The sequence below is a fragment of the Bradyrhizobium sp. ORS 111 genome, from assembly GCF_045571485.1.
Classification (GTDB): domain Bacteria; phylum Pseudomonadota; class Alphaproteobacteria; order Rhizobiales; family Xanthobacteraceae; genus Bradyrhizobium.
The window spans coordinates 4,648,035-4,662,854 of the sequence record NZ_CP120701.1 but is presented as its reverse complement, the minus strand read 5'-3'; the positions used below and the strand labels follow the sequence as shown (position 1 = coordinate 4,662,854).

Here is a 14,820-nt window from a genome sequence, read left to right as displayed (position 1 = left end):
GTGTCCGGTTGCGCGCGGACGTCCTCAATAGTGCTTCACGACGCTTCGAAGCGAAATCCACAGCGCGACCGAGAGCAGGCCGAATCCGGCGAGGCAGAGGAATGCGAGCTGGTAGCCGACCCATTGGGCGATCCAGCCGCCAAGCGCAGGGCTCAGTGAGGCGCCGACTCCTTGCACAGTGATGACCGCCCCCTGGCCGAGGTTCACGCGCCCGGTGCCGTTGAGCGTGCGCGCCACGATACCGGGGACGGCCACGCTTTGCAGACCCGCGCCGATGCCATCCAGGATTTGCACCGGAAACACGCCCCACCAGCCCGACAGGAAATACGCCAGTACGCCGCGCGCGGGCAGGGCCAGAAACGACGCAAGCAGGACCGGCCAGAAATTGCGGCGTTCGGCGGCATGCATGCCGACGACGGACATGATCACCATCACGCCCTGCGCCACCACGATCGTGGTCGCCACCACGCCGGCTCCATTCGTGATACCGGCCTCGACCGCGGCCAATCCGTACAATGGAACGATGGCGGCGTTACCGAGATGGAAGATCGCGAGCGCGACGGCAAGCACCAGCAGCGGCTTGTGCCTGGCGAGAACGCGGAATCGGTGCGGCGCGCTTTCCGGGTCGTCTTCCTTGCCGCGTGCGGCGTGATGATCGATGGCATCGGCCGGTATCAACATCACGCTTACGATCGTCAGCACGCCGAACGCTGCTGCGAGCAGGAACACCGCGACATACCCGTACTGCCAGCCGAGATAGCCTGAGGCTGCCGCGCCCAGCATGTTTCCTGCGTGGTTGAAGGCCTGGTTGCGGCCGTTCTGCCGGTTGAAGCCGCGTTGCTTGACCATGCCGAGCGTGATGCCGGTCACTGCCGGGACGATTGCGGCGCCCGCGACCGAGGTTGCGATCTGGGACAGCGCGACCGCCCAGAACGTCTGCGACACCAGGATGATGGCCGATGAGACGACGACGGCGACACCGGGAACGATGACCCACGCGCGCTTGTGATTGGTCGTATCGATGAAGCCGCCGATCGGCGTGGTGATCAGCATCCCCGCGACGCTCCCGATCGTAAGCGCCGTTCCGATCAGCCCGCTGGTCCAGCCGTGACCCTGCAGGAAGACCCCGACGAACGGTCCGATCCCGGACTGCATATCGGCCATGAAGAAATTCAATGCGAGCAGCGCCCACAGCGGCCCCGTCATGGCAAGTGTTTTGGTTTTTCGGCCAGTCATCGTCTGACGCGCCCGTCGATCTCGAGCGGAACTCCCCTGGTGCGCGCCTATTGCGAAGCGGCATGTCGGTGCGGTGCACAGGAACAAACGCGACAAGGCAGGCTTGGGTTCGATCAAGACTTGAGTCCCGATCAACGGTGCGTTTGACGCAGCACGCAGGTTCGAGGCGCAACGTCGCTTCTCGACCGTTATGCTGTTCCCAATACGACGGCCGCACCGGAGCGATGTTCTCGAACCGCAGCAGGGTTAAATGACCTCTGCATGACATTGGCGGGATCTGCCGAAACGGTCGAGGACCAGGAATGCAGGGGGCTCCGCACGAGGCCGGGGTCGGCGCGGCACTGCCGGAAGGCAGCAAGCGGCAATCGTCACCTATCTCAATACAATATATGCAACAACGATGATGACCACCACGATGATCAGCGATGTGGCCAGCAGCCCATACGGGCGCGTCTGCCTGGCTTCCGTGGTTTCTGCGGCGGGAGGGGGTGGCGGTTCAGCGGGACCTTCGCGGACCATGGTAGGCCTCTTGCGCTGTGATCACGACCACAGGTCGACGTTGTTGTGGCGCCTTCGTTCCTGTTGTTCCGGGGGGACTACCGGCGCCCGTTAGGAACATCGCCTCAGGCGAGCCGTTGGTGGCTCATCTCGGAGGCTCGGAATGTCACAGGCAGCGCAAGCCGGCAGCCGCACGTCAAATCCGGACTCGACGGCGCGGATTGCCATGCACCCCATCCATCCGATGTTGGTGCCGTTTCCGATCGTGTGCTTCGTCGGCGCGCTGATCAGCGACATCGCCTATTGGCAAACCGCCCAGATGATGTGGGCCGATTTCTCGGCGTGGCTGCTATTTGCCGGCGTAGTCCTTGGCGTGCTTGCGGCGATCGCCGGCCTGATTGATTTCCTCGCCAGTCGCCGCATCCGCGAGTTGGCACCGGCCTGGCTGCACATGGCCGGCAACGTGGTGGTGCTGCTGCTCGCCTTGTTCAACTCGTTCATTCACAGCCGCGATGCCTGGACTTCGGTCGTTCCTGTCGGACTGGTGCTGTCCGCGCTCACCGTGCTCGTGATGCTGTTCACGGGATGGATGGGGTGGGAAATGGTCTATCGCCGTCACGTGGGAGTTGCGGATTGATGCCTGTGATCAACAGCCCGATCGAGATCAGCCGCATCCGGCTCGCTGTGGTGCTCTCGGCCGTCTTATGCCTTGCAGGGTGCGGTGAATCCGCGCCTGATCCGAAGACCCAGATCGGTGCGAAGCCCGATTTGCCGGCGCTGCAACAGTACCTGATCCCGCCGATGCACATCGCGCCGGTCGTGGGATGGCAGCAAGGCGAGAAGCCGGCAGTGCCCGACGGTCTCCAGATCAACGCGCTTGCCACCGGCCTGCAGCATCCGCGATCGCTCTATGTGCTGCCCAACGGAGACATTCTCGTCGTCGAATCGAAGGCGCCGGGCACTGAGCCGATCAAGCGTCCGAAGGACTTCATCATGAAATGGGTGGAGTCATGGGCGACGTCGGGTGGTGATACCGGAGAGAGCAATCGCATCACGCTGCTGCGCGGCGCGAATGGCGACGGCAAGCCCGAGGTGCAGAGCGTTTTCCTCGATCACCTCAAGTCGCCGTTCGGCGTCGCGTTGGTGGGCAACGATCTGTACGTCGCCAACACCGATGCGATCGTGCGCTATCCCTATCAAACCGGGGACACGAAGATCACGGCCCCAGGACAGACCCTGACGCCGCTGCCCGGAGGGCCGATCGATCACCATTGGACCAAGAGTCTGGTGGCAAGCCCGGACGGCTCGTTGCTCTATGTCGGCGTCGGCTCGAACAGCAACATTACCGAGAACGGTATCGAGGCGGAGAAGAACCGCGCCGCGATCCTGGAGGTCGATCGTGCGACCGGGCGCTGGCGAATCTTCGCAAGCGGACTGCGCAATCCGAACGGGTTGACCTTCGAGCCGCAAAGTCACGCGCTGTGGACCGTCGTGAACGAACGCGACGAGATCGGACCCAACCTCGTCCCGGACTATCTGACGTCGGTCAAGGACGGCGCCTTCTACGGCTGGCCCTACAGCTACTTCGGCCAGCATGTCGATCCACGCGTGCAGCCGCAGCGGCCCGATCTCGTCGCGAAGGCGATCGTGCCCGATTACGCGCTGAGCTCGCACGTCGCGCCGCTGGGCCTCGCGTTCTACAACGGCGACGCGCTTCCGGAGCGTTACCGCGGCGGCGCTTTCGTCGGCGAGCACGGTAGTTGGAATAGGCCGGAGCTCAACGGCTACAAGGTCGTGTTCATCCCATTCGCCGACGGCCACCCCAATGGCCCCGCACAGGATGTCGTGACTGGTTTTCTGAACAAGGACGAAAAATCACGCGGCCGTCCCGTTGGCCTGGCGATCGACAAATCGGGCGGTCTTCTGATCGCGGATGACGTCGGCAACACCGTGTGGCGCGTCACCGGCTCGAACCGTCAGCCGACGAATGCGAGCTTGCGCTAGGCCAGACCAGAACCAGGGCGGCCGGCGCGACCGCGAGCGCGCAGCCTGAGATGTAGCCTGGTTGAATTGATACGCATGAGGAGAGGATCATGGGATTGGCTCAGTACGCGGTGGTTCCGGTTCACAACGAATGGGGCGTCCTGCACGACGGCAATCTGAACGGCGGATACGCCACCAAGGAGGCGGCGTTCGAAGCGGCCGCGACCGCGGCGTCGTTGGCGATCCGGGAAGGTCATGAGGTCCACGTCAGCGTCCCCGCAAGGCAGGAGGGCGAAGCCGCTTTGGGCCAGCCGGCGCCATAGGGCGCCATAGGCATTAGCGTTCGCCAACGTGATCAGGCAGAGGTGCATTGATGAAAACGAAGCTCGTGGCCGACGAGGCCGGACATCGGATTCACGTCGTGATTCTCGATTCCGGTGAAGAGGCGTTTGCAGCGCTCACGGACGTCGCAAGAAAGCTGGCGATACCGGCCGCGTCACTGACTGCGATCGGCGCGTTCGAGAAGGCGACGGTCGGATGGTTTGATCTCGAGCGCAAGACGTACAAGAAGATCGAGGTGCGTGAGCAGTGTGAGGTCTTGAGCGCGATCGGCGATGTCGCACTGGCCGACGACGGCCGGCCAAGTCTGCATATACATGTCGTCCTGGGGCTGGCCGATGGTACGACCCGGGGCGGGCACCTTCTCGCCGCGACGGTCCGCCCGACGCTCGAGGTCGTGATGACGGAAACGCCGGCCCCGTTGAGGCGTACCAAGCGGCCAGAATTGGGGATCGCGCTGATCGATCTTGGAGCAGGGGGCTAGGCGACCCTAGGCTGCCGGGGGACGTTCGCCCAACGGGTTCTCAATTTTTCGGGAACCGTTTGGTTCCGGTTTCGTTGATCGCCCTGAAAGCGTTCCGGGCAGGGTCAACCCCGCAATGAATATCCTGGATCCCCAAGGCCCCATTGCCGCGGCGGAGCGGACAATCCTGGTGGATTCCGTTGCCATCATGCTCGCGATCATCGTGCCCACGATCGCAGCCATCCTCGGATTCGCCTACTGGTACCGCGCCTCCAATCCTCGCGCCGAGTATCGACCGGATTGGGCCTATTCCGGCCGCGTGGAGTTGGTGGTCTGGGCAATTCCCGCACTCACGATCATCCTGCTCGGCGGCGTCGCCTGGATCGGCTCGCATCAACTCGATCCGGCGCGTCCCGTCGAGGGGACAGGGCCGCCGATCAGGATCCAGGTCGTCTCGCTCGATTGGAAGTGGCTGTTCATCTATCCCGATCAGCGGGTCGCCAGTGTCAACACGCTGACTGTCCCGATCGGGTCGCCGCTCCAATTCGAATTGACATCGTCGAGCGTGATGAACGCGTTCTTCATCCCGCAGCTCGGCAGCATGATCTACACGATGAACGGGATGGTGACGCGTCTGCAACTGCGCGCTGACAACGAGGGCACCTATCAAGGGTTGTCGGCGCATTTCAGCGGCGACGGCTTTCCCGACATGATGTTCGACGTGCATGTCGTCTCGCAGATGGGGTTTACCGACTGGGTGGCGCGAGCGGCCAAGAGCAGCGAAGCGATGAACGCGGAGAGCTACGTCAAACTCGCACGTCAATCGGTGGACGATGCGAAGCGCACTTATCGGCTGGATGACCCGCTGCTGTTCCAGGCGGTGGCGACCCAGCATATCCCGGCAGGGCCCGGTCCATCGTTGGATCGGGAGGCCGAAGTCTCGCCACGGAGTCACTGATGTTCGGCAAGCTGAGCTGGTCGGCGATCCCGATCGACCAGCCGATTCCCATGGTGGCCTCGGGCGTGGTCGTGTTCATCATCCTTGCGGTGCTCGTCTGGATCGTGCTCGCGGGTCACCTGCCGTATCTCTGGCGGGAGTGGATCACCAGCGTCGATCACAAGCGGATCGGCGTGATGTACACCTTGCTCGCTCTGGTGATGTTGCTGCGCGGCTTTTCCGACGCGCTGATGATGCGGGGGCAGCAGGCGATCGCGTTTCAGTCGCAGGGCTATCTGCCGCCGGAGCACTATAACCAGATCTTCTCGGCGCACGGCACGATCATGATCTTCTTCGTCGCGATGCCGTTCGTGATCGGGTTGATGAACCTCGTCGTCCCGCTGCAACTCGGCGTGCGCGACGTCGCGTTTCCCACGCTCAATTCGGTGGGCTTCTGGTTGACGGCGACCGGGGCACTCCTCGTCAATATCTCGCTGGTCGTCGGCGAGTTCGCACGAACCGGATGGCTGCCTTATCCACCGCTGTCGGAGCTGACCTATTCGCCGGGCGTGGGCGTCGACTACTATCTCTGGTCGCTGCAGATCTCGGGCATCGGCACGCTGGTTGCCGGCATCAACCTCGTCACCACGGTGTTGAAGCTGCGCACCCGGGGCATGAACTATCTGCGGATGCCGATGTTCTGCTGGACCACGCTGGCGTCAAATCTCCTGATCGTCGCGGCATTCCCGATCCTTACCGCCACGCTGGCGATGCTGATCCTCGACCGCTACTTCGGCTTCCATTTCTTCACCAACGAGGCCGGCGGCAACGTCATGATGTTCATGAACCTGATCTGGGCATGGGGACATCCAGAGGTCTACATCCTCGTCCTGCCGGCGTTCGGGATCTATTCGGAGGTCGTGTCGACGTTCTCCGGCAAGCCGCTGTTCGGCTACCGCTCGATGGTGCTCGCGACCATGGCGATTTGCGTCATCTCGTTCATGGTGTGGCTGCACCATTTCTTCACGATGGGGGCCGGGCCGAACGTCAACGCGATCTTCGGCATCGCCAGCATGATCATCGCGGTGCCGACCGGCGTGAAGATCTATAACTGGCTGTTCACCATGTTCCTCGGGCGGGTCCGCTTTACGTCGCCGATGCTGTGGGCGATCGGATTCATGGTCACGTTCCTGATCGGTGGCCTTACCGGCGTCCTGGTCGCGGTGCCGCCGGCCGATTTCGTGCTGCACAACAGCCTCTTTCCTGGTCGCGCACTTCCACAACGTCATCATCGGCGGCGTGCTGTTCGGCGCGTTCGCCGGCTACACCTACTGGTTTCCGAAGGCGTTCGGCTTTCGCCTGCACGAGGGGCTCGGGAAGGCGGCGTTCTGGTGCTGGCTGATCGGATTCTACGTGGCGTTCATGCCGCTCTATGTGCTCGGCCTGCTCGGCATGACGCGGCGCATGCAGCACTACGATGTCCCGGAGTGGCGTCCGTGGCTGATGGTCGCATCGGTCGGCGCCATCATCATTCTCATCGGCGTCGTGTGTCAGATCCTGCAGCTCGTGGTCAGCATTCGCTGTCGCGCCGAGCTGCGCGATCGCACCGGCGATCCCTGGGACGGCCGGTCGCTCGAATGGGCGACGGCCTCGCCGCCGCCGGTGTTCAATTTCGCCATTGCGCCCGATGTGCGCGGGGAGGACGCCTATTGGGCGATGAAGGAGCGCGCGAAGCTGCAGGGGATGGGCGATCAGAAGCCCGACTACCAGGATATCGAGATGCCGCGCAACTCGCCGACCGGGTTCGTCTGCGCATTCTTCGCCACTGTCATGGGGTTCGCACTGATCTGGCACATCTGGTGGATGGTCGCCACCGGCGCGATCGGCGCGTTCGCGACGTTCGTGGTGTTCGCCTGGCGCGACCACGATGAGTACGTGATCCCGGCGGCCGAGGTGGCGCGGATCGACCAGGCCAATCGCGCCGAGCGCCGCGCCTTGATGAGCGGAGCGGTCTGATGGCAACGGTCGCCACCGCACACGCCGATCCGCATCACTTGGGTGGCCTCGGCGCCACCGCCGAGCATGCCGGGCCCGCGTCCAAGCGGATCGTGACCGGCTATGGCTTCTGGATATTCCTGCTCAGCGACATCGTGATGTTCTCGTGCTTCTTCGCAAGCTATGCGGTGCTATCAGGGCAGACCGCGGGAGGACCAAAGGGAGCCGAACTATTCGATCTTCGCTCAGTCGCGGCCGAGACGGGGTGCCTGTTGTTGTCGAGCTTCACCTGCGGGCTCGCCACCATCGCCGCCGATGTGCGGGAGAAGACGCTCTATCAGTTGGCGATGGCGCTGACCTGCGCGCTCGGGCTGGCATTCCTTTCGCTCGAGGCGCGGGAATTTGCCAGCCTCGTCGCGCGCGGAGCCGGTCCGACGCGGAGTGCCTTCCTGACCGCCTTCTTCAGTCTGGTGGGCTGTCACGGCCTGCATGTGTCGGCCGGCGTGCTCTGGCTGCTGACGATGATGGCGCAAGTCACGGCCAAGGGATTTCGTGCCGACATCCAGCGCCGCATCATGTGCTTCGCTCTGTTCTGGCACGCGCTCGACATCATCTGGGTGGCGCTGTTTTCGGTGGTCTATCTGCTTGGAGCAGGACAATGAGCGATCTTCTGGAACATCACACGATCGACGTCGCACCGGGCGATGAAGGCGAAATCCAGGTTCGCACCCGGATCCTCGGCTACGTGGTCGGCCTGGGCCTCGCCATCGTGCTGACCGTCACCTCATTCTTCATCGCCGGCACCGATCTGGTGTGGCAACCGAGCATCCCCGTGGCGATCGTCGTGCTGGCAATCGCCCAGATGGGCGTGCATCTGGTGTTCTTCCTGCACATCACGACGGGACCCGACAACACCAACAACGTGATGGCACTGGCGTTCGGCGTCCTGATCGTCTTTCTGGTGATCGGCGGATCGTTGTGGATCATGGCCAACCTGAACCAGAACATGATGCCGATGGATCAGATCATGCAGATGCAGCGGTAGCCGTCAGTTCGCTTCGAGCGCCGGGAACGGCAGCCCCGACACGCCAACGCCAGCCAACGCCAAAGGAAAGGCAATTTGACGCCAATCAGATATCATCAATGCTTGCCAAGTCCGGGACCAAGCGGGTAGAAGGACCCCACTCGCGCGAGGCGCTGATTTGTCAGCCGGCTCGCCGCAAAGATTGCCCGGTCATTCAGCTAAGCTATTGACTCTGTTGAGCAATTTTTGGGGAATGGTGTAACGGTAGCACAACAGACTCTGACTCTGTTTGTCTTGGTTCGAATCCAGGTTCCCCAGCCAGATCAGTAATTCTTTCCCATTCACCTGACTGGACCGGCTCCTCCGGCAAACCGACGTTCTTGGTACCTCGGCGTCGCCGAGCCTGTCCGTAAACATCTTCATTCCCGGGCGCTGGTGCGGCGGTCCACAATCTCTTCATGCGCCGGCCGGGGCCATAAGCGCGTCCACGCGTCACGCGCGAGGATCGCCGCTGCCACATCCCGTTGCAGCGACTTTAGTCGCAGGCATGGCAACCAGCGGCGCCTTAACTTGCCGGCTCCTGAGGCCCGTGCGATGCTGGCACACCAAGAAAAACAAAATGGGGGAGACGGCGGCAGTTTGCCCGAGCGTTTTCCGCCAACACGGCCACGGGATCTCGGAGACGTTCACATGAGAGTGTCGAAGCTTGTCGGGCCGCTCGCCGCGGCCGCGATCGTGATGGGTCTGGCTTCCAGTGCGCTGGCGCAGCAGAAGACCGTCAAGATCGGCGCGGTGTTTCCCCTCAGCGGCAATGCCGCCAGCGCCGGCGTGCACGCCAAGGCCGCGATCGAGGTCGCGCTCGACATCATCAACAATGCGCATCCCGAGCTCGGCAATTTCCCGCTTGCCAAGAATGCCGGGCTCGCCGGTCTCGGTGGCGCCAAGCTCGAAGTGGTGTTCGCCGACAACCAGGGCAGCCCCGCGACCGGGCAGAACCAGGCGCTGCGGCTGATCACCGAAGAGAAGGTGGTGGCCCTCACCGGCGCTTATCAATCCGGCATCACGCTGACCGCGAGCGCGATCGCCGAGAAGTACGGCATTCCCTTCGTCAACGGCGAGTCGGTTGCGTCCAATCTGACCGAGCGCGGCTTCAAATGGTTCTTCCGCACCACGCCGATCGCGACCGATTTCGCCAAGGTTTACTACGACTTCTTCACCGAGATGAAGGCCGCCGGCGCCAAGACCGACAACATTGCGGTGGTGCATGACACCACCGAATACGGCGTATCCGTCGCCAACACGCTCGCCGCAACCTTCAAGGAGAAGGGGCATCCGATTGCGCAGGATGTCGCCTACACCACAAATGCGACCGATGTGCAGAGCCAGGTGCTGCAGCTCAAGGACAAGAAGCCCGACATCGTCATCATGATCTCCTACACGTCGGATGCGATCCTGTTCGCCAAGACCATGCAGGCACTGGACTACAAGCCGCCGATGCTGCTCGCCGACGACTCCGGCTATTCCGATCCGTCCTTCATCAAGGCGGTCGGCAAGATCTCGCAGGGCGTGTTCAACCGATCGTCCTGGAGCGTCGGCCCTGCCGGCTCGCCGACCGCGGTCATCGCCAAGCTCTACAAGGAGAAGAGCGGCGACGAGGTCGACGACACCGCGGCGCGCCAGATGCAGGCTTTCTTCGTGCTGGCCGATGCGATCGATCGCGCAGGCTCGACTGAGCCGGCCAAGATCCAGGCCGCGCTGAAAGCGACCGACCTGAAGCCGGATCAACTGATGATCGGATACAAGGGCGTCAAGTTCGACGACAAGGGCCAGAACGTCCTCGCCTCCGGCCTGATCATCCAGTTGCAGGACGGCGAGAACTACGTCGCAGTGTTCCCGAAAGCGAATGCCGTGAAGCCGCCGGTCATGCCCTTCAAGGGCTGGTGATGAGGTGGAGGGCGGGGCGCAGGGCTCCGGCCTTCCTGCCGCCGTCGATGGGGCGAAGGCATCAACGCATTGGTGCGCTTGAGATGAGATTGAACTGGCTCCACGCTGAAGCGCGACCTCTTCTGTCGCGAGAGGTCGCGCCGAAGACGCGGGTGAGGGGGGCCGCTCTCTCGTTGGAGCCGCGGCCCCTCACCGGGCGCTGCGCGCCGACCTCTCCCCGACGGGTAGGGCAATCGCATATGTCGCCTTGGGCGGCTGCGCACGAACTCGGCCTCGTGGTTCGAGACGCGCCGCAAGCGGCGCTCCTCACCATGAGGGTCTACTATTGTGCCGCAAAACAAAACCTCATCCTGAGGAGCCCGCCAAAGGCGGCCGTCTCGAAGGATGGTCACAGGGCGCTCTCCTCCCAAATTCTCCCAAATGCGATAGCCCTGCCCCGACGGGGAGAGGTGCAAGGTGCTTTCACGGCGACGTCACACCTGATCGGGCGTTAATCGATGTCCATTGTTCTTGTCCAGGTGATCGTGGGTGGCCTCCTGCTTGGGGCCGTCTACGCGCTGTTCTCCTCCGGCCTGACGCTGGTGTGGGGCATGATGAACGTGGTCAATTTTGCCCACGGCGATTTCGTCATGCTCGGCATGTACGTCGCCTATGTGGTGTACACGCTGCTCGGCGGCGGCCCGCTCGTCGGTGCGCCGCTGGCGACGCTGCTGCTCGCGACGCTCGGCATCGCCGTCTATTTCGGCCTGATCCGAGACGTCATGAAGGGGCCGATGCTCGCGCAGATCCTCGGCACGTTCGGGCTGGCGCTGCTGCTCCGTTATTCAGTGTTCTGGTGGTTCGGCGCCAATTTCCTCTCGCTGCCCGGAGATCTCGTCGGCGGCACATTCGATGTGCTCGGCATCCGCATCGAGGCGTCGCGGCTGCTTGCCGGCATCGTTGCGCTGTTGGTGACGCTCGGGCTGCATCTGCTGTTGACGCGCACGACGCTCGGTTCGCGGATGCTCGCGGTCGCCGAGGATTCGACGGCGGCGCAGTTGATGGGTATCCGCCCTGATAGCATGCAGGCGATCGCCTGGGCGATCGCGGCCGGCGCCACCGGGCTCGCCGGCGCGTTGATCGCGACCTTCTTCTATGTCGTGCCGACGGTCGGCGAGACGCTCGGCATCGTCGCCTTCGTCACGGTTTCGCTCGGCGGCTTCGGCAGCGTGCCGGGAGCGTTGGTCGCGGGCCTTTTGATCGGCGTGATCGAATCGCTGTCGGGCTATCTGATCGGCGCCGTCTACAAGGACATGGTGGTCTACGCCCTGTTCCTCGGCTTCCTCTGGTTCAGGCCGCAAGGCCTGATGGGCAAGACGTGATGCGCCGCACTTTCTGGCTCGCAATCGCGATCGTGCTGATCGTGGCTTACCCTTGGGTGTTCTCGACGCCGTTCCAGCAGCGGCTCGGCGCGCTGGTGCTGCTCTATGCGATCGCCGCGTCGGCCTGGAATATCATCGGCGGCTATGCCGGCCAGGTCTCGGTCGGGCACGCCGTGTTCTTCGGCTGCGGCGCCTATGCCGCGATGGGAGCCTATGCGCATTATGCGCTGTCGCCGCTGGTCGGCATCCCCGTCGGGCTGGTCGCCAGCGTGGCGATCGCGGCTGTGATCGGCGTGCCGACACTGCGGCTGTCGGGGCATTATTTCAGCATGGCGACAATCGCGGTCGCCGAGCTCGCCCGGCTGATCGTCACCAACACCGACTATCTCGGCGCAGCGGTCGGTCTGAGCGGCCCAACCGTGCCGCGCAACGTGTTCGACCTCTCCTTCATCTCGGCGCTGCCGTACTACTATCTGTTCCTCGCCGTCCTCGCGATCACGCTCCTGATCACCTGGTGGATGGCGAACAGCCGGATGGGATTTTATCTCCGCGCGATCAGGGATTCCGAGCGCGCGGCACGCTCGCTTGGAGCACCGGCCAGCCGTATCAAGCTGTACGCCTATATGCTGAGCGCGGGGCTGACCAGCGTCGCCGGCGCGCTCTACGCGATGATGTTCGGCTTCGTCGACCCGGACTCCGGGCTCGGGCTGTTGATCTCGGTGAAGATCCTGATCATGGCCGCGCTCGGCGGCGCGGGCCTCCTGTTCGGCCCGCTGGTCGGTGCAGCGATCCTGGTGCCGCTGGAGGAGATCTCCAACAGCCTGCTCGGCGGCAAGGGCGCCGGCCTGACCTTCGTGGTATATGGCGCGATCATCGTGCTGATCGCGCGCTTCCAGCCCGGTGGCATCCTGGCGCTGGTCAACCGCCTGCGGGCGAAGAGGACGAAGGTCGATTCCACGAAGGGGGCTAGCAATGCTCCTTGAAGCACGCGACATCACCAAGGCGTTCGGCAGCTTCAAGGCGGTGAACGCCGCGAGCGTCACGCTTGAGCAGGGCGACATCCTCGGCCTGATCGGCCCGAACGGGGCCGGCAAATCCACCTTCTTCAACTGCCTGACCGGAGACCTCGCACTGACTTCCGGAAAGGTGTTTGTCGAAGGTCACGACATCACCAGCATGTCGCCGGAGGCGCGGGCGCGGCTCGGGCTCGCGCGCACCTTCCAGGTGCCACAGACCTTCGAGGGCATGACGGTGCTCGAGAACGTCATGATCGGCACCTTCCTGCGCACCAGCCATCGCGCCGAGGCCGAGACCAAGGCACGTGCCGTGCTGGCGCGGGTCGGCATGGACCGACTCGCCGATGCGCCGGCGCGCTCGCTCGGCACGCCCGGCCGCAAGCGGCTCGAGATCGCGAGGGCGCTCGCGACCGAACCCAGGATCCTGCTGCTCGACGAGGCTATGGCGGGGCTGACCCAGCGCGAGGTGCAGCTCGCGATCGACCTCGTCCGCGACATCCATCGCTCCGGCATCACGCTCGTGATCGTCGAGCACATCATGGAAGTGATCATGTCGCTGGCGAGCCGCGTCATGGTATTTCATCAGGGTAGGGAGATCGCGCGCGGCACGCCGCGGGAGGTCACCGCCAATCCGGCCGTCATCGCCGCCTATCTCGGCACCCGCGCCGCCGCCAAGGTCGCCGCCGGCCACACCCCGATCGAGCTGATGGGCGGGCCTACGACATGACCGGTCCGCTGCTCAGGATCGAGCATCTGGAGGTGCGTTACGGCGATCTGATCGGCGTATCCGACGTTTCGCTCGAGGTGCCGGCGGGAAGCGTCGTCGCGCTGCTCGGCTCCAATGGCGGCGGCAAGACCACGACGCTGAACGCGATCGCGGGTCTCATCCCCGTGCATTCCGGAATAATCAGCTTCGCCGGGGAACAACTCGCCGGGCAAAGCGCGTTCGCGGTCGTGCGCAGGGGGCTCGCGCTCTCGCCGGAAGGCTGGCGGCTGTTCGTGCAGCAGAGCGTCGAGAACAATCTGCTGCTCGGCGCAACCCCGCTGCGCGACAAGAGCCACGTCAAGACGCTGCTGGAGCGCGTCTACGACATCTTTCCGCGGCTGAAGGAGCGCCGCCTCCAGCGCGCCGGCACCATGTCCGGCGGCGAGCGCCAGATGCTGGCGGTCGGCCGCGCGCTGATGAGCGATCCGAAGCTGCTGATGCTGGACGAGCCGTCGCTGGGGCTGGCGCCCGCGGTGGTCGAATCCATGTACGAGACGTTCGGCCGCCTGCACCGCGAGGGATTGACCATCCTGCTCGCCGAGCAATCGATCGAGCTGGCGCTTGAAGTTTCCGATTTCGCGACCGTGCTGCAGGTCGGCAGGAGCGTGCTGTCGGGGACGGCCGCCGCGCTCGCCGACGATCCGCAGGTGCAGAAGGCCTATCTCGGCGGATGATCGTGATGCGGATTGGCGCAGGCGCCAGCCGCCTACTTGATCTTGTCGTACACCGCCGCGAAGTCGTTGAGCGGCATCGGGATGGTGATCGTTTCCTTGGCGAGGTTCTGGAACGAGATCTTTAGCTGCTTGCCCGACCTTAGCGCGGCCAGGATGTCGGCGGCGAGCGGCGTGTTGACGTAGCAGCCGCGCGCCTCGCAGGTCTGGATCGCCACGTCGGCGCTCTTGCCATCGTCGACCTGCAGCCTGGCGCCGACCGCCAGGTTGAGCCCGAGCGGTAGCTGGATCAGTGCGACCGGCGTGCGGGTGTCGCCCGGCACGCGAATATTGACCAGCACGACGAGCTGGCCGGTCTTGCTGAGCACGGCCGTCTGCTCCATCGCGCATTCGAGCGGCGCGTCGCGGCTTGCGCTGGTGCAGCGTGCGACCCAGCCCGGATTGTTTGCAGGGGCGGCGTCGGCATGGGGTGCGACGGGAGCCGGGGCCGGCGCATTCTTGCCCTTGGAAGTTTGGGCATGGCTAAAGCCGACAATGCCGAACAGGGTAAGCACGACCAACAGCGACTTTGTGACAACCTTCACGGC

The 14,820-nt window shown here is 63.9% G+C and carries 14 protein-coding genes, 1 tRNA gene and 1 pseudogene; 14 read left to right on the top strand and 2 right to left on the bottom strand.

Going from position 1 to position 14,820, the window contains the following annotated elements; genetic code table 11:
• Window positions 1–24: 24 nt before the first annotated feature.
• Window positions 25–1,236 (bottom strand): MFS transporter, encoded by a 1,212-nt coding sequence (locus tag P6U30_RS21875; protein ID WP_407164987.1) that lies wholly within the window; start codon window positions 1,234–1,236, stop codon window positions 25–27.
• 661 nt (window positions 1,237–1,897) lie between these two features.
• Here P6U30_RS21875 and P6U30_RS21870 point away from each other — a divergent pair.
• From P6U30_RS21870 to P6U30_RS21805, 14 genes and pseudogenes are all read left to right on the top strand, one after another.
• Window positions 1,898–2,371, top strand: a complete 474-nt coding sequence (locus P6U30_RS21870; RefSeq protein ID WP_407164986.1) for a DUF2231 domain-containing protein — start codon at window positions 1,898–1,900, stop codon at window positions 2,369–2,371.
• Window positions 2,371–3,738, top strand: a complete 1,368-nt coding sequence (locus P6U30_RS21865; RefSeq protein ID WP_407164985.1) for a PQQ-dependent sugar dehydrogenase — start codon at window positions 2,371–2,373, stop codon at window positions 3,736–3,738. The genes P6U30_RS21870 and P6U30_RS21865 overlap by 1 nt, the downstream gene beginning before the upstream one ends.
• Window positions 3,739–3,827: 89 nt before the next feature.
• Window positions 3,828–4,040: a hypothetical protein gene (locus tag P6U30_RS21860; RefSeq protein ID WP_407146875.1), complete on the top strand. Its 213-nt coding sequence runs from the start codon at window positions 3,828–3,830 to the stop codon at window positions 4,038–4,040.
• 50 nt (window positions 4,041–4,090) lie between these two features.
• Complete coding sequence (locus tag P6U30_RS21855) at window positions 4,091–4,540, top strand: PPC domain-containing DNA-binding protein (protein WP_407164984.1); 450 nt, start codon at window positions 4,091–4,093, stop codon at window positions 4,538–4,540.
• 169 nt (window positions 4,541–4,709) lie between these two features.
• A complete protein-coding gene (gene cyoA / locus P6U30_RS21850; protein WP_407164983.1) occupies window positions 4,710–5,477 on the top strand; it encodes a ubiquinol oxidase subunit II in 768 nt (255 codons plus the stop codon).
• A pseudogene (cyoB, locus tag P6U30_RS21845) lies at window positions 5,477–7,472 on the top strand (cytochrome o ubiquinol oxidase subunit I). The gene cyoA and the pseudogene cyoB overlap by 1 nt, the downstream one beginning before the upstream one ends.
• Window positions 7,472–8,113: a cytochrome (ubi)quinol oxidase subunit III gene (locus tag P6U30_RS21840; protein ID WP_407164982.1), complete on the top strand. Its 642-nt coding sequence runs from the start codon at window positions 7,472–7,474 to the stop codon at window positions 8,111–8,113. The pseudogene cyoB and the gene P6U30_RS21840 overlap by 1 nt, the downstream one beginning before the upstream one ends.
• Window positions 8,110–8,496 (top strand): cytochrome o ubiquinol oxidase subunit IV, encoded by a 387-nt coding sequence (gene cyoD / locus P6U30_RS21835; protein ID WP_407164981.1) that lies wholly within the window; start codon window positions 8,110–8,112, stop codon window positions 8,494–8,496. The genes P6U30_RS21840 and cyoD overlap by 4 nt, the downstream gene beginning before the upstream one ends.
• A gap of 226 nt (window positions 8,497–8,722) precedes the next feature.
• A tRNA-Gln gene (locus P6U30_RS21830) sits at window positions 8,723–8,796 on the top strand.
• A 369-nt stretch (window positions 8,797–9,165) separates the two neighbouring features.
• Window positions 9,166–10,419: an ABC transporter substrate-binding protein gene (locus tag P6U30_RS21825; RefSeq protein WP_407164980.1), complete on the top strand. Its 1,254-nt coding sequence runs from the start codon at window positions 9,166–9,168 to the stop codon at window positions 10,417–10,419.
• Between the two features lie 497 nt (window positions 10,420–10,916).
• The gene (locus tag P6U30_RS21820) at window positions 10,917–11,780 is read left to right on the top strand and encodes a branched-chain amino acid ABC transporter permease (protein ID WP_407164979.1); all 864 of its coding nucleotides are present in this window, start codon (window positions 10,917–10,919) and stop codon (window positions 11,778–11,780) included.
• A complete protein-coding gene (locus tag P6U30_RS21815) occupies window positions 11,780–12,763 on the top strand; it encodes a branched-chain amino acid ABC transporter permease (protein WP_407164978.1) in 984 nt (327 codons plus the stop codon). The genes P6U30_RS21820 and P6U30_RS21815 overlap by 1 nt, the downstream gene beginning before the upstream one ends.
• A complete protein-coding gene (locus P6U30_RS21810; protein WP_407164977.1) occupies window positions 12,753–13,523 on the top strand; it encodes an ABC transporter ATP-binding protein in 771 nt (256 codons plus the stop codon). Before P6U30_RS21815 ends, P6U30_RS21810 begins: the two co-directional genes overlap by 11 nt.
• Complete coding sequence (locus tag P6U30_RS21805; protein ID WP_407164976.1) at window positions 13,520–14,236, top strand: ABC transporter ATP-binding protein; 717 nt, start codon at window positions 13,520–13,522, stop codon at window positions 14,234–14,236. The genes P6U30_RS21810 and P6U30_RS21805 overlap by 4 nt, the downstream gene beginning before the upstream one ends.
• A gap of 32 nt (window positions 14,237–14,268) precedes the next feature.
• Here the strand turns inward: P6U30_RS21805 and P6U30_RS21800 are convergent, their stop codons facing one another.
• A complete protein-coding gene (locus tag P6U30_RS21800; RefSeq protein ID WP_407164975.1) occupies window positions 14,269–14,817 on the bottom strand; it encodes an invasion associated locus B family protein in 549 nt (182 codons plus the stop codon).
• Window positions 14,818–14,820 lie beyond the last annotated feature (3 nt).

What these genes read in the sequence shown, in the direction of transcription:
- P6U30_RS21875 (WP_407164987.1), bottom strand. Translation starts at nt 1,236, where the DNA reads ATGACTGGCCGAAAAACCAAAACACTTGCCATGACGGGGCCGCTGTGG.
- P6U30_RS21870 (WP_407164986.1), top strand. Translation starts at nt 1,898, where the DNA reads ATGTCACAGGCAGCGCAAGCCGGCAGCCGCACGTCAAATCCGGACTCG.
- P6U30_RS21865 (WP_407164985.1), top strand. Translation starts at nt 2,371, where the DNA reads ATGCCTGTGATCAACAGCCCGATCGAGATCAGCCGCATCCGGCTCGCT.
- P6U30_RS21860 (WP_407146875.1), top strand. Translation starts at nt 3,828, where the DNA reads ATGGGATTGGCTCAGTACGCGGTGGTTCCGGTTCACAACGAATGGGGC.
- P6U30_RS21855 (WP_407164984.1), top strand. Translation starts at nt 4,091, where the DNA reads ATGAAAACGAAGCTCGTGGCCGACGAGGCCGGACATCGGATTCACGTC.
- P6U30_RS21840 (WP_407164982.1), top strand. Translation starts at nt 7,472, where the DNA reads ATGGCAACGGTCGCCACCGCACACGCCGATCCGCATCACTTGGGTGGC.
- cyoD (WP_407164981.1), top strand. Translation starts at nt 8,110, where the DNA reads ATGAGCGATCTTCTGGAACATCACACGATCGACGTCGCACCGGGCGAT.
- P6U30_RS21825 (WP_407164980.1), top strand. Translation starts at nt 9,166, where the DNA reads ATGAGAGTGTCGAAGCTTGTCGGGCCGCTCGCCGCGGCCGCGATCGTG.
- P6U30_RS21820 (WP_407164979.1), top strand. Translation starts at nt 10,917, where the DNA reads ATGTCCATTGTTCTTGTCCAGGTGATCGTGGGTGGCCTCCTGCTTGGG.
- P6U30_RS21815 (WP_407164978.1), top strand. Translation starts at nt 11,780, where the DNA reads ATGCGCCGCACTTTCTGGCTCGCAATCGCGATCGTGCTGATCGTGGCT.
- P6U30_RS21810 (WP_407164977.1), top strand. Translation starts at nt 12,753, where the DNA reads ATGCTCCTTGAAGCACGCGACATCACCAAGGCGTTCGGCAGCTTCAAG.
- P6U30_RS21805 (WP_407164976.1), top strand. Translation starts at nt 13,520, where the DNA reads ATGACCGGTCCGCTGCTCAGGATCGAGCATCTGGAGGTGCGTTACGGC.